Source organism: Candidatus Omnitrophota bacterium, assembly GCA_023819145.1.
Lineage (GTDB): Bacteria > Omnitrophota > Gorgyraeia > DTHP01 > DTHP01 > JBFWKV01.
In genome coordinates, this window is record JAMWCW010000001.1 from 110064 (window position 1) to 131615 (window position 21552).

General features: G+C 37.2%; 21 protein-coding genes. All 21 read left to right on the top strand.

Annotation, left to right across the window (positions count from 1 at the left end; genetic code table 11):
- Positions 1-169: 169 nt before the first annotated feature.
- Positions 170-1201: a mechanosensitive ion channel family protein gene (locus NC818_00310; GenBank protein ID MCM8783212.1), complete on the top strand. Its 1032-nt coding sequence runs from the start codon at positions 170-172 to the stop codon at positions 1199-1201.
- A 17-nt stretch (positions 1202-1218) separates the two neighbouring features.
- On the top strand, positions 1219-2694 hold the full coding sequence (locus tag NC818_00315; GenBank protein MCM8783213.1) for a trehalose-6-phosphate synthase: 1476 nt from the start codon (positions 1219-1221) through the stop codon (positions 2692-2694).
- Positions 2691-3467 (top strand): trehalose-phosphatase, encoded by a 777-nt coding sequence (gene otsB, locus NC818_00320; protein ID MCM8783214.1) that lies wholly within the window; start codon positions 2691-2693, stop codon positions 3465-3467. The genes NC818_00315 and otsB overlap by 4 nt, the downstream gene beginning before the upstream one ends.
- Complete coding sequence (locus tag NC818_00325; GenBank protein ID MCM8783215.1) at positions 3455-4126, top strand: DUF5752 family protein; 672 nt, start codon at positions 3455-3457, stop codon at positions 4124-4126. Before otsB ends, NC818_00325 begins: the two co-directional genes overlap by 13 nt.
- A 23-nt stretch (positions 4127-4149) precedes the next feature.
- Positions 4150-5361: a glycosyltransferase gene (locus NC818_00330; GenBank protein MCM8783216.1), complete on the top strand. Its 1212-nt coding sequence runs from the start codon at positions 4150-4152 to the stop codon at positions 5359-5361.
- Positions 5362-5542: 181 nt separating this feature from the next.
- Entirely contained in the window at positions 5543-5995 is a 453-nt protein-coding gene (locus NC818_00335; protein MCM8783217.1) for a peptidoglycan-binding protein, read from the top strand.
- 85 nt (positions 5996-6080) lie between these two features.
- Positions 6081-7094 (top strand): L-threonylcarbamoyladenylate synthase, encoded by a 1014-nt coding sequence (locus tag NC818_00340; GenBank protein MCM8783218.1) that lies wholly within the window; start codon positions 6081-6083, stop codon positions 7092-7094.
- Positions 7087-7767, top strand: a complete 681-nt coding sequence (locus NC818_00345; protein ID MCM8783219.1) for a protein-L-isoaspartate(D-aspartate) O-methyltransferase — start codon at positions 7087-7089, stop codon at positions 7765-7767. The genes NC818_00340 and NC818_00345 overlap by 8 nt, the downstream gene beginning before the upstream one ends.
- Positions 7767-10022, top strand: a complete 2256-nt coding sequence (locus NC818_00350; protein MCM8783220.1) for a spermine synthase — start codon at positions 7767-7769, stop codon at positions 10020-10022. Before NC818_00345 ends, NC818_00350 begins: the two co-directional genes overlap by 1 nt.
- A gap of 1 nt (position 10023) precedes the next feature.
- Positions 10024-10938: a class A beta-lactamase-related serine hydrolase gene (locus NC818_00355; protein ID MCM8783221.1), complete on the top strand. Its 915-nt coding sequence runs from the start codon at positions 10024-10026 to the stop codon at positions 10936-10938.
- Positions 10939-11033: 95 nt separating this feature from the next.
- Entirely contained in the window at positions 11034-12305 is a 1272-nt protein-coding gene (locus NC818_00360) for a sugar ABC transporter substrate-binding protein (GenBank protein ID MCM8783222.1), read from the top strand.
- Positions 12306-12323: 18 nt separating this feature from the next.
- Positions 12324-13526, top strand: coding sequence for an ROK family transcriptional regulator (locus NC818_00365; GenBank protein ID MCM8783223.1), 1203 nt, complete (start codon positions 12324-12326; stop codon positions 13524-13526).
- A 40-nt stretch (positions 13527-13566) separates the two neighbouring features.
- Complete coding sequence (locus tag NC818_00370) at positions 13567-13761, top strand: DUF6485 family protein (protein MCM8783224.1); 195 nt, start codon at positions 13567-13569, stop codon at positions 13759-13761.
- 9 nt (positions 13762-13770) lie between these two features.
- The gene (locus NC818_00375; protein MCM8783225.1) at positions 13771-14190 is read left to right on the top strand and encodes a bifunctional nuclease family protein; all 420 of its coding nucleotides are present in this window, start codon (positions 13771-13773) and stop codon (positions 14188-14190) included.
- Positions 14187-15233, top strand: coding sequence for a hypothetical protein (locus tag NC818_00380; protein MCM8783226.1), 1047 nt, complete (start codon positions 14187-14189; stop codon positions 15231-15233). The genes NC818_00375 and NC818_00380 overlap by 4 nt, the downstream gene beginning before the upstream one ends.
- Positions 15234-15235: 2 nt before the next feature.
- Positions 15236-16405, top strand: a complete 1170-nt coding sequence (amrS, locus tag NC818_00385) for an AmmeMemoRadiSam system radical SAM enzyme (GenBank protein MCM8783227.1) — start codon at positions 15236-15238, stop codon at positions 16403-16405.
- Positions 16406-16497: 92 nt separating this feature from the next.
- Positions 16498-18222: an asparaginase domain-containing protein gene (locus NC818_00390; GenBank protein MCM8783228.1), complete on the top strand. Its 1725-nt coding sequence runs from the start codon at positions 16498-16500 to the stop codon at positions 18220-18222.
- A 192-nt stretch (positions 18223-18414) separates the two neighbouring features.
- Positions 18415-19470, top strand: a complete 1056-nt coding sequence (locus NC818_00395) for a 4Fe-4S dicluster domain-containing protein (protein ID MCM8783229.1) — start codon at positions 18415-18417, stop codon at positions 19468-19470.
- A gap of 54 nt (positions 19471-19524) precedes the next feature.
- Positions 19525-20355, top strand: a complete 831-nt coding sequence (locus NC818_00400) for an FAD/NAD(P)-binding protein (GenBank protein ID MCM8783230.1) — start codon at positions 19525-19527, stop codon at positions 20353-20355.
- Between the two features lie 77 nt (positions 20356-20432).
- Positions 20433-20921, top strand: coding sequence for a 4Fe-4S binding protein (locus NC818_00405; GenBank protein MCM8783231.1), 489 nt, complete (start codon positions 20433-20435; stop codon positions 20919-20921).
- Positions 20922-20953: 32 nt separating this feature from the next.
- Positions 20954-21552, top strand: a 599-nt coding sequence (locus NC818_00410) for an NADH-quinone oxidoreductase subunit H (protein MCM8783232.1), incomplete at its 3' end; no start/stop codon positions are given.

Below are 21552 nucleotides of genomic sequence, written 5' to 3' on the forward strand. Positions count from 1 at the left end.
ACCGTTATAAATTTGGAGCACAATTACAATAATTACTTGACAAATATAGAAATTTCAAGATAATCCCTTTTAAGGAAGGGATAATTTATTAGAATAAGCTGTTGTAAAGAATAGTAATACTGTTTCCACCAGATGTTTTCTTTTGGTTTAGTAAAGGGAGGTGATTATTTTGCAGAAGACATATGAGGTTTTATTGCCGGTAGTTATTTTCTTTTTTATCTTTATTCTTGGTTACATCGTCAGGAAGTTAATCTTAAATAGATTGACCAAGTGGACAGAAAAGACCAGAACCAGCATCGATGATATTATCGTTTCTTCTATTAAAGGGCCGTTTATTATCTGGTGCATTATGTTGGCAGTTTATTCAGCGTTCAAATTTTCTCATTTCTCAGACGAGGTAGTAACTTTTATCGGTAAGGCGCTTCTTTCTTTAGGGATTTTATCAGTAACGCTGGTTATCGCAGGTATTGCGACGCGGATAATTAAGCAATATTCTTCAGAAAAAGAAGGAGGATTACCTCTTCCTTCACTTACAGAGAATATTGTGCGGATAGTAATCTTAGGGATAGGCATACTTGTAATATTGAACAATCTTGGGATATCGATTACCCCGCTTCTTACTGCTTTGGGTATTGGGGGGCTCGCAGTTGCTTTAGCGCTTCAGGACACACTTTCCAATCTCTTTGCGGGATTTTACATTTCTTTTACTCACCAGATTAGCGTTGGAGATTTTGTAAAATTGGAATCAGGTGATGAGGGTTATGTCTTAGATATTGGCTGGCGTGCCACAAGAATAAGAATGCTACCCAATAATGTAATTATTATTCCCAATAGTAAACTGGCGCAGTCTATAATTACCAATTATTATCTTCCGGATAAAGAAATGGCAGTGTTAGTTCCTGTAGGTGTGCATTATAGTAGCGACTTAGATAAGGTAGAAGAGATAACTATTGAAGTAGCCAAGGAGGTAATGCGTGAAGTAGAGGGAGGGGTTCCAGAGTTTGAACCTTTTATAAGGTATCATACTTTTAATGATTTCAGTATAAATTTCAATGTAATCTTAAGAACAAAAGAGGTTGTAAATCAGCATTTAATTAGACATGAATTTATTAAAAGATTGCACAAACGATATAAAAAAGAGAAAATTGTAATTCCCTATCCCATAAGGGCAATAAATTACGAACAGGAAAAAACAGGGTAATAAGGAAAGAAAACATTATGTGGACAAAAGAGAGTTTAGAAGAGTTGATTAAGACGCGACTGGAAGATTATCTTTTGATTGTAGTTTCTAATCGTGAACCCTATGTGCATACTCTGAAAAAAGGAAAAGTTGTTTGTCAGAAAGGTGCCGGAGGAGTGATCACTGCTTTAGACCCCGTCATGCGGACATGTAAAGGAATCTGGATTGCCCAAGCCTCTGGTGAAGCCGATAGGAAAGTAGCCGATAGAGAAGGGAAAGTTAAAGTTCCTCCCGAAGAACCTTTGTATGAATTAAAAAGAGTCTGGTTAAGCAAGGAAGAAGATGAGGGATATTATTATGGTTTTTCTAATGAAGCCCTCTGGCCCCTTTGCCATATGGCTTTTATCCGACCTATCTTTAGAGAATCAGATTGGGAGTATTACAAGAAAGTTAATGAGAAATTTGCCAAAGCAGTACTTGAAGAGACAAAGGGTAAAAAAGCATTTGTTTGGATTCAGGATTATCATCTGGCACTTTTACCTAAATATCTTAAAGAGGCGCAGTCTAACATTATTACAGCACACTTCTGGCATATCCCTTGGCCCGGTCCTGATGTTTTTAGAATTGCTCCTCACCGTCAGGAGATATTAGAGGGACTGCTTGCCAATGACCTCCTCGGTTTCCATATTCGTTATAATTGCGATAATTTCTTGGGTTGTGTAGATAGAGAGCTGGAAGCAAAGATTGACCGTGAAAGATATTCGGTAATTAAAGGTGGACACGAAACCCTTATAAGACCTTATCCCATAAGCGTAGATTTTCTTGATATTGCCCGAAAAGCTGATTTCCAAGAAGTGCAGGAACTAATAGGACAACTGCGGGAAGAATTTTCACTTAATTATGAGTTTGTCTGTTTGGGACTTGATCGGATAGATTATACAAAAGGGATTCCTGAAAGATTACAAGCGGTGGGAAGATTTCTGGATAAATATCCCCAGTATCGGGAAAGGTTTGTCTTTATACAAATGGGAGAAATTTCCCGTTTGCATATTCCCCAATATAAGCTCCTGAATGATGAACTTAATGCTTTGGTAGAGAAGATAAACTGGAAATATGCTACTGAATATTGGTCACCTATCGTTTTAGTAAGAAGACATTTAAGCTATCCGGAACTGCTCGCTTTTTATCGTTTAGGTAACCTCTGTATTGTTTCCTCCTTGCATGATGGGATGAATTTAGTTTCTAAGGAATTTGTATCCGCAAGAGTTGATTTGGATGGGGTTTTACTCTTAAGTCAATTTACGGGAGCAGCCAGAGAACTTACAGATAGTATTTTAATCAATCCCTACGATACCGAAGAATTTGCCGATAAAATCTATCAAGCAGTTAATTTATCTCGGGAGGAGAGAGAAAAAAGAATGTTAAAGATGCGTAAAATTGTAGAGTTTAATAATATCTATCGCTGGGCAGGGAAAGTGATTTCTGAACTTTTAAAATTTGAGTTTAAGGAATGAAACATTTGGTTAGACACTGGGAAGAGATAAGAGGGATAATAAAGGACAAAAAGGTTTTTATTTTTCTTGACTACGACGGCACGCTTGCTCCTATTGTAAATACTCCTCAAGAAGCAAAATTGTCTTTGGAAATCAGGGCATCGCTCCTTAAATTAGTTAAAAAATCCAATTTTAGTCTGGCGGTTATTAGCGGAAGAGAATTGAGGGAAATAAAACAGAGAGTGAATATAAAAGGAATAGTTTATGCCGGGAATCACGGATTAGAGATAGAAGGGAAGGGAGTAAATTTTAAAGGTTTGGTTTCAGATGATTACCGAAAACTCTTGAAAGAGATTAAGCGGCGTTTATTAAAAATATTTGCCTCTTTTAAAGGGGTAATAGTTGAAGATAAAGGATTGAGTATAAGTATCCATTATCGCCTTGCAGAGAAGAGTAGAATACCTTTAATAAAGAAAGAAATTGAGCGGGTTGTAAAGCGATTAAAGGCAAGAAGGAATGTAGAGTTAAAAGAAGGGAAGATGGTTAAAGAGATAATGCCAAAGGTTAAATGGGATAAAGGCAAGGCAGTTAAGTGGATTCTTGCTAATAAAAAGGGTAATTACTTTCCGATTTATATTGGCGATGATAAAACCGACGAAGATGCTTTTCGGGTAGTTAGAAAAAAGGGAATTTCTATTTATGTAGGAAAGCCCAAAAGGAGTTTTGCGGAGTATTTTCTATACGATACCCAAGAAGTAAATAAATTTTTGAATAAACTTTTATGGTTGAACTAACGAGAGCAAAAGAACCATTTAGATTCTATACACGTTTGCATCTGACGGAACTTACTGGTTTTAGGGCGGTGAACCTTTCACAATTATTAGAGTTGATTAAAGAAATCCCAGGTTCTGCTATCTATCATCATACCCATAGATTCCTGCAACAACATCTTTATCTCTCTCCCGAACCACCTAATGATTTTGCATACTGGGTGAGAGAATTTCTGGGAGAGGATGAATTAGGAGAAAAACTTGCGAGCATCGATACCTTAGAATTTTCTACCATCCGTGCTTTAAGAGAGAAGATAATAGAAATGGTTGAAGTTTATCTTAAGGAGAAACCACGTGCAAGATTGAAGTTTGCTAATGAGGGAGAAGAATTTCATTTTGTTAAATCCGTAAGTTTCATCCTCCCTACTCCTTACATTGCCTATGACCTTAAAGAATTTGTAGAAATTATAAAGAAAATTACTATAGATTCCATATACTTTCATATTTTTGAAGCACGTTTACGTCTGGAGAAGGGCAGAAACGATTTTTCTTACTGGATAGAGACCTCGTTGGGAGATAGAGAATTAGCTGAAGAGATTTCTCAATTTGATCCTTATACAAGGACTCTTGAAGAATTAAGAAAAACTCTCATAAGGATAATTGAAAAGAGAATTAAAATTTAGAGTTTAGTATTTTATAAATGGCAATGGAAAAATTAGAAGCATATATTCCTATTGTGGGAGAATCGGTAATCAATGACCTGCGTCTTCTTGCCAAAAGTCTTAAAGGGAGAGTTATCCAGAACATAAATTCTACTGCTGTTGGAGGAGGAGTAGCAGAAATTTTAACGCGGATGGTACCTCTTTTGAAGGAGCTCGGCATAGATGCACGATGGGATTTAATAAAAGGAGGAGAAGATTTTTTTACCGTAACCAAGAAATTTCACAATGTCTTGCATGGAAGAAAAGAAGAGGTTACCGACAGAGATTTTGAGATTTTCCTTAAGACAAGTGAAGAAAACATTAAAGAGGTTAATATTGATGGAGACATTATCTTTATTCACGACCCTCAGCCAATTGCCTTGGTAGAGAAGAAAGGAAATAATAAGTGGCTTTGGCGTTGTCATATTGATGTCTCGCGCCCTGACCTTAAAGTCTGGGATTTTTTAAAAAGATATATTGTAAATTATGACGCCTGTATTTTTTCTGCTCCTGCTTTTTCCCAGCCTTTGCCTATACGACAATTTCTCATTGCACCCTCTATTGATCCTTTAAGCGATAAAAATAAGGATTTGCCTCAAGAAATAATTGATTCGGTTCTGAGAAAATATAACATTCCTCAGGATAAGCCGATAATTACCCAGATTTCTCGTTTCGACCGTTTAAAAGACCCTTTGGGAGTTATTGAGGCATATAGACTGGTTAAAAAATATAATGAGTGTAGACTTATTTTAGCCGGAGGTTTGGCTACCGATGATCCGGAAGGATTGAAAGTTTATGATGAGCTAAAAGAAAAAGCAGGCAAAGACCCATGTATCCATATTTTGCTTTTGCCTCATTCGGATATCACGGTGAACGCTCTACAAAGGGCTTCTGACATAATTATTCAAAAATCTCTCCGGGAAGGATTTGGTTTAACAGTAGCCGAGGCGCTTTGGAAAGCAAAGCCAACAGTTGCTTCAGCGGTAGGAGGTATTCCTTTACAGATTAAACATAAATATTCTGGTCTTTTGTGCCATTCTGTAGAAGGTGCAGCTTTTGCTCTGAAACAACTATTGAATAGTCCTGATTATGCAAAGAAACTGGGAGAAAATGGGAAGGAGCATATAAGACAGAATTTTCTTTTGACTCGTCATCTACGCGACTATATGTTGCTTTTTCTTTCGCTTTATCATCAGGAAGACATCGTTTATCTTTAAAAATTACACTCATCGGTAAAAAATCGGTTTTTTCGTAATTGTTTAGCAAAGTTTATTAGGCAATAACCAATAGGACTAAGCTAACATGCTAAACAAACGAACGTACTTATAAAATTTATAATTTTTCTTGACATATACATAAAATTATTGATAATTAATACTGCCCAAGAAAGGAGGAGAGATGAAGAATTGTATAATGCTGATAGTGGTAGCTGGTTTTTTATTCTCAGGTTGTGCCACCTCTTCTAAACAAATGGATTTAGAAACGCAGAGATTACGGACCCAGATTGGAACACTTGAACAACAGCTTAAAGATAGTGAGAAAGAAATCGAAATTTTGGAGATCCAGTTAGAAAGAGAGAGACAGACGCGAAGAAATTTAGAAAGGCAGATATTAGCGGAGAAGTCAAAGTTAGCGGATTTTCAGACTTTACCCCGACCTTCGGTGAGAAATATTCAAGAGGCATTACGCAAAGCAGGTTTTTATGATGGGGCGGTGGATGGGAAATTGGGCCCTAAGACCAAAGAGGCGATTAAGAATTTTCAGAGAAGTAGAGGATTGCAAGTAGATGGCATCGTAGGGAAAGCAACTTGGAGAGAATTAGCAAAATATTTAACTGATAAACAGAAATAACCCCCTGTTATTCCTTTCTATCATCCTTCCATTTTAATTGCTAAGAGCACTCTCTTTTGTTATATTATTTTTCGCAAAAAGGCAAATGAAAACTAAGCTCTTCAAGATAAACCCTCGTAAGATAGAAATTGATAAAATTAGAAAAGCAGCCCAGATAATAAAAAAAGGAGGTCTGGTTGCTTTTCCTACAGAGACTGTTTATGGTTTGGGTGCGGATGCTTTTAATAAGCAAGCGATAACCAAAATTTTTAGAGTAAAGAAACGTCCTTTTAATGACCCGCTGATCGTGCATATTGCAGATAAAAAAGATGTTTTTAAAGTTGCTGATAAAATAGATAAAACAGTCTGTAAGATTATAGAGCAATTCTGGCCGGGGCCATTAACGGTAATTTTAAAGAAAGCCAAAGATATTCCCAAAATAGCCACTGCAAACTTAGAGACAATAGCTATAAGAATGCCTGCTCATTCAGTTGCTTTGAGTTTGATAAAAGAAGCAAAGACTCCTCTAGTTGCTCCCAGCGCTAATCTCTTTGGAAAGCTTTCACCTACAACAGCAGAAGATGTTTTGGAAGATTTGAGAGGGAAAATAGACTTAGTCCTTGATGCGGGAAAAACGGTTGTGGGGATAGAGTCCACTATTTTAGACCTCACGCGGCGACCTTTTTCCGTATTACGTTTCGGAGGAGTTTCTTTAGAAGAACTTAAAAGAGTAATTCCTGAATTTAGGTTGTATAAAGAAAAAGAGATTCTTGCTCCGGGGATGTTTATACGCCATTATTCCCCTCGGGCAAAGTTGATTGTGGTAGAGGAAGGCAAAGGACAAATAGGGAAGGTTAAGAAAATGGTTTATAAATTTTTGCGGGAAAGGAAGAAAGTAGGGATAATGGCGAAGGCAGAACACCGGTCTCAATATCGCAACTTTAAAGTAAAATTTCTGGGAAGAGGCAATGATTTTTCTTCCTGCGCAAGCAATCTTTTTGCTCTATTGCGTGAGTTTGATAGAGAGAAATTTGAGATAATTATTGCCGAAGGCGTTAAAGAAAAGGGTTTGGGCAGGGCAATTATGGAGAGATTAAGAAAGGCTCAAGGAGATGGTTAATCTTTTTTTATTTTTAACGATTTTTTTCTTTAGTACCGATATTAATGCCGAAGATTTTTCCTTAGCAAGAGAAAGAATGGTTAAAGAGCAGATTGAAATAAGAGGAATAAAAAACCCTCGACTTTTGGAGGTAATGCGTAAAGTAGAAAGACACCTTTTTGTTCCTTCTTCCTATAGAATGTTTGCTTATGAAGATAGCCCCCTTCCCATCGGTTTTGGACAAACTATTTCTCAGCCGTATATTGTGGCTTTAATGACAGAATTATTGGATTTAAAGGGTACGGAAAAGGTCTTAGAAATTGGGACTGGATCCGGTTATCAGGCAGCAATTTTAGCAGAGCTCGCCAAAGAAGTTTACACCATAGAAATCATCAAACCCTTGGCAGAGAAAGCAGAGGAGTTGCTTAAAGATTTGGGTTACGCTAATATCTTTGTAAAATATGGAGACGGATTTTTAGGTTGGCCAGATAAAGCCCCTTTTGAGGCAATAATTGTAACCTGTGCACCTCCAGAGATTCCTCCTCCTCTAATTGAGCAGTTAGTGGAAGGAGGAAGATTGGTTATTCCCGTTGGAGAAGACTGGCAGATTTTAAAGCGCGTAGAAAAGAGAGAAGGGAAGGTTTTTATAAAGGATATTATCCCGGTGATTTTTGTTCCCATGATGAGAGATTGATGAAAAAGAAATTGATTCTTTCTTTAATGGTGTTGGGTTTAAGCGGAATAATAGCCGAAGTTTTACTTTTGCGGGAACTTTTGATAATTTTTTATGGTAATGAGTTAACCATTGGAATAATTCTAGCTAACTGGTTAATTCTTGAGGCGATAGGAGCATACTTACTGGGTAAGAACATAGAGCATATTTTGCGAAAATTAGAAGGCTTTGTGGGGTTGGAGGTTATTTTTTCTCTCTCTTTTCCTTGGGCTATTTATCTTACGCGCATTATCAGAGATGTTTTTGGAATTGTTCCGGGTGTTGGGCTGGGTTTGGGTCCAGTTTTTTTGTTTTCTTTTTTGGTACTTTTCCCTGTTAGCGTGTCTCACGGAGCGCTTTTTACCTTCGGGTGTAGAATTTTTTCTCTGCATGTGCAGCCGGAAGCGAAAGGAATCGGGAGAGTTTATGTTTATGAAACGATAGGAACTATTCTTGGCGGTTTGATTTTTACCTATTTTTTAATTCCTTATCTACATTCTTTTCAGATTGCGTTCAGTATAACTTTAATAAATTTTTTGCTCTGTGTTTTACTATTAGGAAAATTCTGGGATAAAGGTAGGACTTTAACGAGTAAAACTTTAGGGTTAGTTGTTGCCATTTTATGTTTTATCAATATTATCTTATTTACAGGAGAGGTGGAAAAGATTCATCGTTATTCTATCCGCAGACAATGGAAGGAGTATGAAGTTAAATATTATCAAAATACATTCTTTGGTAATATAGTGGTGGCAGAAAAGGAAAATGCGCTTACTTTCTTTTTTAACGGTTTACCTCTGGTTGACTTATCATCTCCGGATGTTTATTCGGTGGAGGAGTTTGCACATTTTTCTCTGCTTTCTCACGAGGCACCAAGGGATGTTCTGGTTATTGGTAAAGGAGCAGGAGGATTAATTAATGAGTTACTTAAACATTCAGTCAAAAGTATTGATTACGTAGAGATTGACCCCCTATTTTTAAAGGCTCTTAAGAAATTTTCTAATTCGCTTATTGCAGAAGAACTTAATAATCCTCGAGTAAATATTATCTCTCTCGATGGCAGATTTTTTATTAAGAGAACAGATAAAAAATATGATTTGATTCTTGTGGGTATTATTAATCCCTGGGACTTACAGAGCAATCGTTATTTTACCCAAGAATTTTTCTCTTTGGCAAAGCGGAGTTTAAAAGATAAAGGTATTTTAGCCTTTCGTCTTCCCAGCTTGCCCCGGGCGATTTTAAATTTGAAAGAACTCAGGGAACTCAATGGTTCAATTCTCTTTGCCTTAGAGAAGGTATATAGATGCACAAGAGTAATTCCCGGTGATGGGAATAATCTTTTTCTTGCTTCGACGAGTAAAGAGATTACGTTGATTGATTCTAAATTGTTTATAGAGAGGATGAAGGATAGAAGAATTGCCACTTCGTTGCTTATCCCTCCCTATGTTGAATATAGATTAGAGCCATGGTGGTATAATAATTTCTTTAATTCTCTTAAGGATGCTCCTCTTAATCTTAACAAGGACTTTAAACCCATAGCTACATTTTATAGCCTTGCCTACTGGAATGCGCTTTTTTCACCCTATTTATTAGGAATTTCACGGGGAATAGATAAAACAATTCTTTTTACGGGAATCTTTCTTCTTTGTTCTTTTGTGGTGGTATTACTATCCAGAAGAATTCGTTTAAGCATTCCCTATTCTGTTTTAACTACTGGTTTTTCGGGAATGCTTTTTAATTTAGTCTTGATTTTCGTCTTTCAGATAGTCTACGGATATGTCTTTCACTGGATAGGTTTTTTAATCACTTCTTTCATGGGAGGTGTAGCGTTTGGAGGTTTTCTTATGACAGAAAATTTAGAAAAGATTAAAAGAGACCGTTTCTGGTTTCTGAATACAGAACTATCTCTTATCTTATTTTCAATAATCCTTCCTTTTATTTTCTTTATTATCCACAATTTTTCAAATAATCCATTTGTTTTTCTTCTTACCGCTTTCCTTGCGGGGATATTTATCGGAGTGCAGTTTCCTTTAGCTAATAAGATCTATCTGAATAATTGTCCTGATTTGAGTAAGACCGCTGGTTTACTTTATGGTGCGGATTTAGTAGGAGGTTGGTTTGCAGGAATATGTGGGGGGATTTTAATCTTACCTCTTTTGGGAGTTTATGGGACCTTTATGGTAATTTTTATACTTAAATTAGCTAGCTTCACTATATTCTTCTTTAGCCGGAGGTTTTGATTTGTTTAGAAAAAAAATAAAACTTTTTTCTTTAATCATCTTCTTTTCAGCGGTTATTTATTTTTCATACCTTACCTATACTAAAATCGAGCGCATAATAAGAGAAAAAGAACTGTTTAGAAAAAGGGAACTCGCCTGGACAGAACTAAGAAAAGATTTAGGAAATAAATTGAAAGAGTTCAAAGGAAAGGTAGGGATATTGATCAAAGATTTAGAGACAAACTGGGTAATTTCTTTTAATGAGGAACTTTCTTTTCCTGCAGCAAGTTTGATAAAAGTGCCCATTATGCTTGCCTGTTTTTCTGCGGTTGAAGAAGGAAGAATGAAATTTGAAGATACTGTAAAATTAAAAAATTCTGATAAAACTTCCGGCTCGGGAATATTAAAAAACTTACCCGCGGGAAAAATCTTTAATATTGAACGCCTCGTTGAACTTATGATTACCGTGAGTGATAATACAGCTACTAATATACTGATAGAGAAATTAGGTTTTGAATACTTAAACAATTATTTTAATAAAATTGGGTTAAGAAACACTACTCTTGTACGGAGGATGATGGATTTTCGCGAGCGTAAAAAAGGAGTAGATAACTTTACTACCGCAAAAGATATGGCTTGTGTTTTTGAAAAGATTTATCGTAAACAGAAGGTAAAGGCAAATTTTGCCGATAAATCTCTTGGTTTTCTGGAGGCGCAGAAATATCGTGATCGCATTCCTTCAAAACTACCTCCCGAAATAAAAGTAGCGCATAAAACAGGGTTAGAACGAGGTGTATGTCATGATACAGGGATAGTTTTTGGACCTAAAGGAGATTTTCTTATTGTAGTTTTGACAGAAGGTGCAGAGGCAAAGAATGCTAAGGAATTTATTGCCGATGTCTCTTTTCGTGTCTACAGCTATTACCTTAAATTTTAGAATTTAAATATGGAAAATAAAACTTGACAAAAACAATTGAATAAAATAAAATAATTTTATAAAATCCTTTAAAATTATAAAAGGAGGGAAGAATAATGGAGAGAAAATTTATTTTTCTTTTAATTTTATGTTTTTTTATAATTGGTTGCGGAAAGAAAGAGACAAGAGAATCTATACCCACCATTAAAGTAGCCTTTTGGGGTACTCCTGAAGAGGTAGAGATTATAGAGAATATCATTCTACCTTGGCAAAAGGAGCATCCGCAAATAAAAGTAGAATTACAACACTCCCCTTTTGCCGGTTATGTGAATAAGATTCTAACACGGATTGCTGGTGGCGCTCCACCTGATGTGATATGTGCCGAGGCAAATCTTTTTGTAAGTTTATGGAATAAAGGGATATTTTTAAATCTTAGTCCTTTTCTCGAGAAAGAAATAGGCTTTTCTATAAAAGATTTCTTTCCCGAAGTAGTCAATCGTTTTACTGTGGAGGGGAAGGTCTATGGTATTCCTCGGGACACCGCTCCCTTTGCTTGCGTTTATTACAACAAGAAGATTTTTGACGAGAAGAATGTTTCCTATCCTACTGATGATTGGAGTTGGCAGGATTTATTAGAAAAAGCAAAAGCCCTTACTGAATATGATGAACAAGGGAGAGCCCTCTGTTATGGTTTTTACGGCTGGGCTTGGCAGAATTTTATCTATTCTAACGGAGGTGCTCTTGTAGATAATGTAGAAAAACCTACTCTTTGTCTTCTGGACCGTCCTGAATCTATTGAGGGTTTAGAATTTTATGTCGATTTAATTCATAAGTATAAAGTTTCTCCTACACCTACTGCTCTCATAAACTTGGGGATGGGGGTCCAGATGATGTTTATGACCGGAAGGCTAGCAATGTTTTCTTCAGGAATCTGGGAGACCCCTATTTTAAGAAAAGCAAAAGATTTTGATTGGGATGTGGTAATGTTTCCCAAAGGGCCAAAAGGCATCAGGGGGTTTGGAACAGGAGGGAGTGCCTATGGAATTTTGAAAACAACGAAATATCCTAAAGAAGCTTGGGAGGTAGTAAAGGCACTTACTAATGAAAGAGCCCAGACAATTCTCGCAGATTCCGGACTCGCTCAGCCGGCGAATCGGAAAATAGCAGAGAGTGAACATTTTGCTTTGGATGAGAAGTTACCAAAGAATAAGAAAATGCTTAACGAAGCAGTAAAATATATTTCTTACGAACCTTTTCATGGCCGTTGGAGGGAGATTAATGAGTTGTATATTGTGCCTGAACTTGATATGGTTTTTAATGGACAGAAGAGTGTACGGGAAGCGATTGCTAAGATTGTTCCCGATATAAATAAGTTATTGAAACAATAAAAAAGAGGAGGTGGGAAAATGGCGGAAGAAATTTTTGGTGAAGAAATAATGAGCGACCGTGAAAGGAAGAACTGGGTAATTCTGGATTTGATTCGGCGTAAGGGACCAATTACCCGAACCGAAATTTCTAAGGAAACACAGCTTAATATAGTGACAGTTTCCAACTATATTAATAGTTATATTCAAAAAGGATTGGTTTTAGAAGGGGGGCTTGATGTTTCCAGCGGTGGTCGAAGACCGGTGATGGTAGAGCTTAATCCCAAGGCGGGATTTGTTGTTGGTGTCGGTCTTGACCTTTTTAATATTATAGGGCTTACTACTGATCTTCAGGCAAATGTCTTGGTTAAGGTAAAGAAACCTCGTCCTGTTGGTTCCGAGGATATGGTTATAGACAATATCGTAGATTTGGTAGATGAGTTAATGAAGAAATCTGAATTGGAACCCTCCAAGATTAAGGGTTTAGGAGTAGGCATTCCCGGAATAATAGACCGCCGAGTAGGGACAATTCGCTGGCCAAATCAGATGGGAAGTATTTATATTTCTACTTTGAAGAGTCTATTGGAACAGAAATTTGGCATTCCTACCTTTATCGAGAATGATGCCACTGTTGCCGCCTGCGGAGAAAGAGAACTGGAATTGGAAACAGGAGTCCAGAATCTTATATTTATGTATTCGGGAGTAGGTTCGGGGATTATTATTAATGGTCAGGTTTACCGTGGAGCAAGTGGATGTGCGGGAGAACTGGGGATTGCTAATTTTACCGAAGATGAGAAACATAAATGGGGTGGTATGGCACGTTGGGAAGCAGATTTGGGCTTAACAACGCGGGCAATAGAAGCGATTAAGAAAGGAGAAAAGACACGGATTTTTGATCTGGCCAATGGAGATGTAAATAAGATTACCATGAAAACCGTGGTGGAAGCAGCCAAAGAAGGCGATGCATTAGCTGATAAATTGGTAGAAGAGGCGGGTATAGAACTGGGTATACGTATTGCCTACTTGGTTAACTTTCTCAATCCTGAAGTAGTGGTAATCGGAGGAGGGATTGAACGTGCGGGGGCAGTGCTTCTCGATGCTATAAAACGCACGGTGAGAGCAAGAGCGTTTGAAGAAATGGCAAATGTTGTGCGTATTGTCCCTACCCAGTTGGGAGAAGATTCGGTTGCTATGGGTGCAGTAAGTTTGGTAATTCAAGAAATCTTTACCCATGTGATGCTTTAAATTCTAAAAGAATAAAGACACATAGAGAAGAAACAAAAGAATGGAATGTACCCAAAAGAAAAATTTGGATTTTTGCACTTGCACTTACGAACCCTGTCCTCGTAAAGGCAAGTGCTGTGAATGTATAATCTATCATCGAAACAAGGGGCAACTTCCCGGATGTCTTTTCCCACCCCAGGCAGAGAAATCTTACGACCGTTCTCTGAAAGCATTCATCTCTGCGTTTAAGAAATAGAGGGGAATTATGGAAAGCAAAGATAATGGTTTAATTGAAATGGAACTTTTTAGAATCCAGATAGATGAAAATAGAGGAGAACAGGTGATTGTTCTCAAGGAAAAAAATGGCACACGCACTATGCCCATTGTTATTGGCATTGTGGAAGCTACAGCCATAAAGATGAAAATCGGTGGTTTTTCGCCTCCTCGTCCTTTGACGCACGATTTACTTAATAATACTATTAAGGAACTGGATGCCCATTTAGAACGGATTGTGGTAGAAAAACTTGAGGATAATATTTTTTATGCTAAGCTTGTAATCCGAGATTATGTGGGTAATTTTAGAGAAGTTGATGCCCGTCCATCCGACTCTATTGCTTTAGCCCTCCGTGCCAATGCTCCTATCTTTGTACGCAACGAAGTTTTAGAAAAATTGAAGCTTACATGAACACCTTTGAATTTCAAGCTACAGGTATTGGGAGTTTAGGACACGTTAATTACCAGGAAGCGGTTTCTTTTGTATTAGACCTTTTTCCCGAAATTCCTTTTTGGGTTCAGCTTCCCCAGCGCTGTTTCCGAGAGAATATGTATGTTCAATTTAGTGAAGGTATTCCTGGTATTGTAGTTAAGGAAGAAGAGAGGAAGGTCTATGTTGATACACGGAAAATAACTGAAGAGGACTTGTCCAATATCTACGAGCATTATCTTGGAGGCAAGAATGATTTTTTTGGGATAAGCAAAGAATACGCGGAGGGATTTTATGAGTTTATTGAACAGCTAAGAGCAAAAAAGATTTCTTGCTCTTTCCTAAAAGGTCAGATTATCGGACCGATTAGTTTTATGCTTACGGTCACCGACGATTCTAAAAAACCGCTTATCTATCAGGAACAAATTGCAGACTCAATTCTTAAAATTCTTACAATGAAAGCCAGATGGCAAGTAAGAAGATTAAAAGAGATTGCTCAAAGGGTAATTATTTTCGTTGATGAGCCGTATTTAGTTTCTCTCGGTTCAGGTTATGTGAATTTAGACTTTCGGGATGTTTTGAAGAATCTTGATGAAATGATTGAGGGTATTCGGCAGGAAAATGCCTTGGTGGGGATTCACTGCTGTGGGAATACCGATTGGGGATTGTTAACTCAGACAAAAACTGATATCATAAGTTTCGATGCTTATAATTTTAGCGAATCAATTTTAGTGTATTCTGAAGCGATAAATATTTTTATGAAACGAGGGGGGGTAATTGCTTGGGGAATAGTTCCTACGGACTCTGACGTGGAAAAACTCAGCTCTAAGGAGTTATTTAAGAAATTTATGGAAACAGTAGAAATACTTGTTTCCAAGGGATTAAATAGAGAGTTGATTTATAAGCAGTCAATAATTACTCCCGGCTGTGGTTTAGGAAGCTTTTCCTCAGAGAAAGGAGAGGTTGTTCTCCGCGCTACTTGTGAATTATCTCGTAAGTTAAGAAAAGAATTGTTTTTCAGGTAGTTATGAAATTTAATAAGCCTCTTACGCGCAGAAACTTCATAAAAAAAACCTGCCTCTTTTGCTTAAGTTTGGGGTTTTCCGGTCTCATAAAGTCTCTCCTCAAAGAAAAATTTGTCTTTGGAGATATCCTGCTTCGTCAGGGAATGCGGGAGGCAATGTTTTATGATGTTATAGATACGGAGACGGTGCAGTGTCATTTATGTCCACGTAATTGCACATTGACAAACGGTCAGCGCAGTTTCTGTCGTGTAAGGGAACCCGAGAAGGGTAAACTTTATAGTTTAGTTTATGGGCTTGCTTGTGCGGTGCATGTTGACCCGATAGAGAAAAAACCCATATTTCATATGCTTCCCGGAACGAGTTCCTTTTCTATAGCTACGGTAGGTTGCAATCTCCGTTGTAAGTTCTGTCAGAACTGGACAATTTCGCAGGTTAAGCCAGAGGAAGTTGACTACCTATATTTACCGCCACTGGAGGTTATTAAAATGGCTGAGGAAAAAAAATGTGCATCCATTGCCTATACTTATACAGAACCAACTATCTTCTATGAGTATATGCTTGATACCGCAAAACTCGCTAAAGAAAAAAATATAAAAAATATTTATGTCACCGCTGGCTATATTAATCCCCAGCCCGCAAGACTTTTAGCTAAATATATTGATGCGGCAAACATTGACCTTAAGGCATATGATGATGAGTATCTCCAAAATATCTGTGCCCAGAGACTCGAGCCTCTTCTTGAAGCAATAAAGTTGTTTAAGGATTTAGGAGGCTGGGTAGAGATTACTAACTTAATTCTTCCCACATTGAATGACAAAATGGAAAAAATTCGCCAAATGTGCTACTGGATAAAGAAGAATTTAGGTGCGGATACCCCTATACATTTTTCAAGATTTTCTCCAATGTATAAGATGGTTCATTTACCTTCTACACCAGTTTCTACCTTGGAGGAGGCAAGAAGGGTAGCCATGGAGGTTGGGCTTAACTATGTTTATATCGGAAATGCTCCCGGACATCCCGGAGAACATACCTACTGTCCGGGATGTAAAAAAATACTTATCGAAAGAAAAGGATTTTTTCTAACCCAATATAATTTAAATAAAAATAGATGTAAATATTGCAAGTGCGAGATTGCCGGAATCTGGCCTGAAAAATATTCTTTAGTTGATTAGAGGTTCATCCCTTGACGCTCTCCTAAGAATATGCTATCTTTTATATTAGAGAGATTAAATTACTTTTTAAATTAAAATAAAAAGGTGTTTTTATGATGAATAAGAAAAAATTATGTATCACAATTGTATTTTTAACTTTATTCTTATCAGCTGGAGATATCTGTTTTGCCCGTCGAATACCCTCATATTTTAGTCTTTCGCAAATTCTTAACGCGGCGTATGTTCGAGGATATCTTACCCCAGAAGAGATAACTGCCCTGTATCGAAGATCTTCCGGAAAGGCAGATTTAACAGATATGCAAGGTGAGGTCAAACTTGCCATCTTACTTGATGGGAGGTCTCTTCCTGTCAGGGTTTATGGCGGATATATCGATGTGGGACAAGACAGATTCGTTATTCAGATTAAAGGGGAAGAAGAAACAGGTTTATATAATGAAATTATTTTCCAAGAAGGAAATGCAGGAAAACCTTTTGTTATAAATCTAAGGACCGGCGGGACCATCAGCATGGAAGAGAAAGACGAAAAAAGAGGAACAGCAAGAGATGGGCTTAAATCAGAATTACCATATATCCAGGTTGGTTCTACGAGGTGGGATTCCAGCCAGATTGGCGGAGAAGAACTGCTTACCTTAGTAAATTGTGTTTCACGGGTATTGGATTTAGGTATGGTTCCTTTGATTACGCATGGGACTGATACGATGGAGATCACCGCATTTATTCTCAGTCTTTTGTTTCCTAATAGATTTATGGTTATGACCGGTGCTTTTGATGCTGCCAACACTCCCGGAGGAGACGCTCCTATTAATTTTAGGTCTTCCCAGCAATTAGCCGAAAGTGGTAATGTTCCAGCACATCTCTATGTAGTGATGAACAATAAAATTCATTTGGGCTCACGGCTGGTGAAAGTAGGGACGTCTAAAGAATATGGATTTTTAAGTTATGGTGGCCATATTGGAGAAATAGATGAAAACGGTGTGATTCGGTTTAATAACTCTTTTCTGGTTGAAGAAAAGAGTTTTTCCTCCACTATACTTGACCCCACAAAATACGGAATTTCTGATACGGTGTTATTTTATAGTAACGCTTACTTACCACTTATTGCTATCAAGACACTAACCACACAATTAATCACCAAAAAGGAATCTGGTGGAAGACCGGGTTTAGTTATAGAAGGAAGTCTCCCCCCAGGAAGCGAACCTTTCTTGGATATGCTTTTTCAGAGAGGTATTCCCGTATTTGTAGAGGATGTTAATCAGGAAATTACAGGCGTTTTTAAAATCCCCGATTGGCTTAGTCCTTTGCAGGCTTGGGCAAAACTCAGTTTATTGCTCAATCAATTTGAGAACGAGGTGATACCAGATTTAATGCTTTTAGATATAGCTGGAGAAAAGGTTTATCACGATTATCTGTGGATAAAAAAGGCAGAAGAAGTGTCTCGACCTTACAGTGAAAGGATTCCTCGTCAGAAAATCAGCGGAAATTTCTATTCTAATGCAGGGAGAGCAGTGAGTTTTGTTTTGACCTTTCCTGGCTCAATGTCAAAAGCAGTTTTGAAATCAGAGATAGATAGACTTTTGGCAACACCTGCCCAAGAAAAGATTCTTGTAATTGAAGGCGCAGGAAATGGTAATGTTGACTTGCAGTTAAACGATTTGCTAAGCTTTGCGCTGAATAAAGGTATTAAAGTTGTAGTAATTGCCCGTCCAGTTACAGGCAGAGCAGATCTAAGCTATGATGTAGCACTTAAATTAGATTCCCGCTGTATACATGCGGATGGTTTGGGTAGGGACTATTTGTTGAGCTTACTTGAGCCATAGGGAATTAAAATCCTTCTAATTACTTTTTCATTGCTTATTATCCCACGGAGTGAACCTCTGATTCTTTTCTAGATTTTAGATAAATTTGTACGGAATTAGTAGAGAACTATTAAATTTAATTTCCTTGACAAGCAGTCAGATAAGTTCTAAAATATTCCCCAATTATTGTGAAAAAAATCACAAATTTATAAAATGCCTCTATACTATTTCCCCAGAGCCAAGTGTTTAGAATTCTTATCTCTTTTAGAGAAAGAATATGAGCTTTATCTCCCTTCGGTAATAGAAGGTAAAGGTATATCTTGCGAATTCGGTTACAATTTACCGATAACCGATTTCACACTGGTGAAATACTCATCTTCTAAAGAATCCGATTTATTCTTTAATTCTTATCGAACCGTAGAGCCTTTAAAAACATTTTTTACTTTTCCTAAAGAAAAACTTGTTTCTAAGAAAGAAAAATTTGCCATTTTGGGAGTTAAAAATTGCGATTTATTCTCTTTAAAAATTCAGGATTATGTTTTTTTAGAAGGAATAGTTTCTGACCCTTTCTACCGAGCGAGGAGAGAAAACTCTTTAATTATCTCTGGAGATTGCACTGCTTTTAAAGAAGTATGTTTCTGTTTGTCTTTGGAAATAAATCCCTATCCTGGGGATGGTTTTGATATAAACCTCTCTCCTTTAGAAGACGGTTTTTTGGTAGAGGCGGGTTCTTTAAAAGGTGAAGAGATAATTAAGAAAGGTAAAGGCATTTTTTCCTTAGCGCAAAATGAACAGATTGCCAAACGGATTGAAAACAGAGAGGCTTTTAAGAAGAGTTTGGATAAACATATTCAATTCCATAATATTCCTAAAAAAGAGGTTCTGCAAAAAATAGTCAAAGATGGATTTAGTTCTTCTTTATGGCAGGAAGAAGCTCTCCGTTGTGTAGAATGTGGAGGATGTAATTTATCTTGTCCCACTTGTCACTGTTTTTTACTGGCTGAAGATAGATTTGGTAATGCGCACGAAAAGGTGCGCCTCTGGGATGCCTGTCTTTATGCCAATTTTGCTAGGGTAGCAGGGGGAGCTAACCCTTTGCGTTATCGTTATCAACGTTTGCGTAATCGCTATTTGAAAAAATTTGATTTTTTCCCGGAGAATATTTCTTTGTTTGCCTGTTCTGGCTGTGGAAGGTGTATTGAGGTTTGTCCGGCAAAGATTGACATCAGGAAAAATCTAAAAGAATTAAGTGTAAGGTGTAAAGTATAAAGTATGTATGATTTTTTTTGAATAAGCGGGAATTTATATCCTGTATATTTCATATTGAATAATACTAAGATGGATAATCCTTATCAACCTCTAAAAGCAACTTTAGAAACGATAATCACGGAAACGCCGAATATTAAAACTTTTGTGATGAAACCGGAAAAAGATTTTTCTTTTAAAACAGGGCAGTTTATTGAAGTTTCTTTTCCTGGTTTTGGAGAGGGACCTTTTACTCCCTCCTCTGACCCAGAGGTTAAGAATAGATTAGAAGTAACAATTATGAATGTCGGGAGACTTACTTCTAAACTCCATAGCCTTAGTGGGGGAGAGGTATTGGGGATACGTGGACCATATGGCAAAGGTTATCCTTTGGATAAATTTGTGGATAAGGACGTTTTAATAGTTGGTGGAGGAGTGGGACTTGCTCCTTTACGCTCTCTGCTTTTTGCCCTTTTTTCTGATATTAAGAGGTATAATAAAGTCATCTTGCGTTACGGAGCCCGTTCTCCCCAAGATATTGTTTATAAAAATTCTCTTCCCGAATGGGGCAAAAGAGAAAAAGTAGATGTTTTGGTTACTGTAGATGTCGGAGATAATAGTTGGAAAGGGAATGTGGGTTTGGTCACTTCTATCCTCAAAGATTTGCCTTTGGAGATAAGTAGGGCGGTAGCGGTTGTTTGTGGGCCACCGATAATGATGAAGTTTGTTACCTTGAAATTAGTGGATTTGGGTTTTGGTGCTCAGGATATCTATCTTTCAATGGAAAAGAATATGTCCTGTGGTTTGGGAAAATGTGGGCATTGTCGACTGGGAAAATACTATGTCTGTCGCGATGGTCCGGTGTTTACCTATCAAGAGATGAAGGATATGCATGATATTTGGGATTGATTTAGTAGATAGTGGTGGGTAAAATGCTCAGTAGTTAATCTCTTTGATTAAAATCCTAGAGTCTGAACATACTAAATATGAATAGATTATTTATTAATTTAGAAATTTGCACCAAGTGCAAGGAATGCGTAGTTAACTGTTCATATTTTTATCATCCACAGAATAACGGAATTACTAATTTGAGAGAATTTGCTACTTTTGTTTTAATTTGTCGTCACTGCGAAGATGCACCCTGTGTAAATTCCTGTTACCATCATGCGTTAGAGAAGCAAAAAGATGGAATTCTTAAACGCTATCGTATGCGTTGCACAAGTTGTAAGTCCTGTTCCATTGCCTGTCCCTTTGGGGTGATTTTACCGGATTTTATTCCCTATTTAGATTCCCGTTGCGACTTTTGTATTGGAATTAGTAATAAGCTTCTTGAATGTGTAAACTCATGTCCTTATAAAGCAATAGAGTTTAAAGAAGTTGAAGAAAAACCAGAAGAGAATATTTTCCTTATCGGGGATAAATTAGCAGTAAAATCAAGAAAATGGACTAAAGAAGATTTGGTTCAAAAAAAGTAGCCACAATTTGCTTAGCGAAGGATAAGGAATAAATGTTAGAATCAGTTTTAAACTTCTTAATATTTCCAGGGTTTCTATTCTCGGCATTGGCAGGAATCTTTGTTTCTTGGACAGAGAGAAAGCTTACTGCCCGTCTACAGTGGAGAAAAGGACCCCCTTGGTATCAGAATTTTTTAGATTTAATTAAATTGACGCAGAAAGAGATAATTGTAGTGGGGGGGAGAAGTTTTTCTTTTATAATTAGTCCCTTTGTGGGAATCATTTCCGTTACACTTGTGGCTACCATTTTAGGGAAAATTATCCTTAACCCCACTGCCGAATTTATCGGCGATTTAATTGTAGTTGTCTATCTTCTTATCATTCCGGGGATAGCGTTCATCGTAGGAGGGTCTTCTTCAGGAAATCCACTTGCTTCGGTGGGTGTTTCGCGAGAAATAAAACTTATTCTTGCTTACGAACTTCCTTCAATATTAGCTATACTTACCATACTAATAAAAACAGGGGGGATCCGTTTATCCGAGATCATCCATCATCAGGCAGTTTATGGTTCTAATATCATGAGTATTTCTGGTTTTGTCGCTTTTTGGGTTACTTTATTATGTTATCAGGCAAAATTGGGTTTTGCTCCTTT

Bases quoted from the DNA above. Each gene is read 5' to 3' on its own strand.
- NC818_00315 (MCM8783213.1), top strand. From the start codon at position 1,219: ATGTGGACAAAAGAGAGTTTAGAAGAGTTGATTAAGACGCGACTGGAA.
- otsB (MCM8783214.1), top strand. From the start codon at position 2,691: ATGAAACATTTGGTTAGACACTGGGAAGAGATAAGAGGGATAATAAAG.
- NC818_00325 (MCM8783215.1), top strand. From the start codon at position 3,455: ATGGTTGAACTAACGAGAGCAAAAGAACCATTTAGATTCTATACACGT.
- NC818_00330 (MCM8783216.1), top strand. From the start codon at position 4,150: ATGGAAAAATTAGAAGCATATATTCCTATTGTGGGAGAATCGGTAATC.
- NC818_00335 (MCM8783217.1), top strand. From the start codon at position 5,543: ATGAAGAATTGTATAATGCTGATAGTGGTAGCTGGTTTTTTATTCTCA.
- NC818_00340 (MCM8783218.1), top strand. From the start codon at position 6,081: ATGAAAACTAAGCTCTTCAAGATAAACCCTCGTAAGATAGAAATTGAT.
- NC818_00345 (MCM8783219.1), top strand. From the start codon at position 7,087: ATGGTTAATCTTTTTTTATTTTTAACGATTTTTTTCTTTAGTACCGAT.
- NC818_00350 (MCM8783220.1), top strand. From the start codon at position 7,767: ATGAAAAAGAAATTGATTCTTTCTTTAATGGTGTTGGGTTTAAGCGGA.
- NC818_00360 (MCM8783222.1), top strand. From the start codon at position 11,034: ATGGAGAGAAAATTTATTTTTCTTTTAATTTTATGTTTTTTTATAATT.
- NC818_00365 (MCM8783223.1), top strand. From the start codon at position 12,324: ATGGCGGAAGAAATTTTTGGTGAAGAAATAATGAGCGACCGTGAAAGG.
- NC818_00370 (MCM8783224.1), top strand. From the start codon at position 13,567: ATGGAATGTACCCAAAAGAAAAATTTGGATTTTTGCACTTGCACTTAC.
- NC818_00375 (MCM8783225.1), top strand. From the start codon at position 13,771: ATGGAAAGCAAAGATAATGGTTTAATTGAAATGGAACTTTTTAGAATC.
- NC818_00380 (MCM8783226.1), top strand. From the start codon at position 14,187: ATGAACACCTTTGAATTTCAAGCTACAGGTATTGGGAGTTTAGGACAC.
- amrS (MCM8783227.1), top strand. From the start codon at position 15,236: ATGAAATTTAATAAGCCTCTTACGCGCAGAAACTTCATAAAAAAAACC.
- NC818_00390 (MCM8783228.1), top strand. From the start codon at position 16,498: ATGATGAATAAGAAAAAATTATGTATCACAATTGTATTTTTAACTTTA.
- NC818_00395 (MCM8783229.1), top strand. From the start codon at position 18,415: ATGCCTCTATACTATTTCCCCAGAGCCAAGTGTTTAGAATTCTTATCT.
- NC818_00405 (MCM8783231.1), top strand. From the start codon at position 20,433: ATGAATAGATTATTTATTAATTTAGAAATTTGCACCAAGTGCAAGGAA.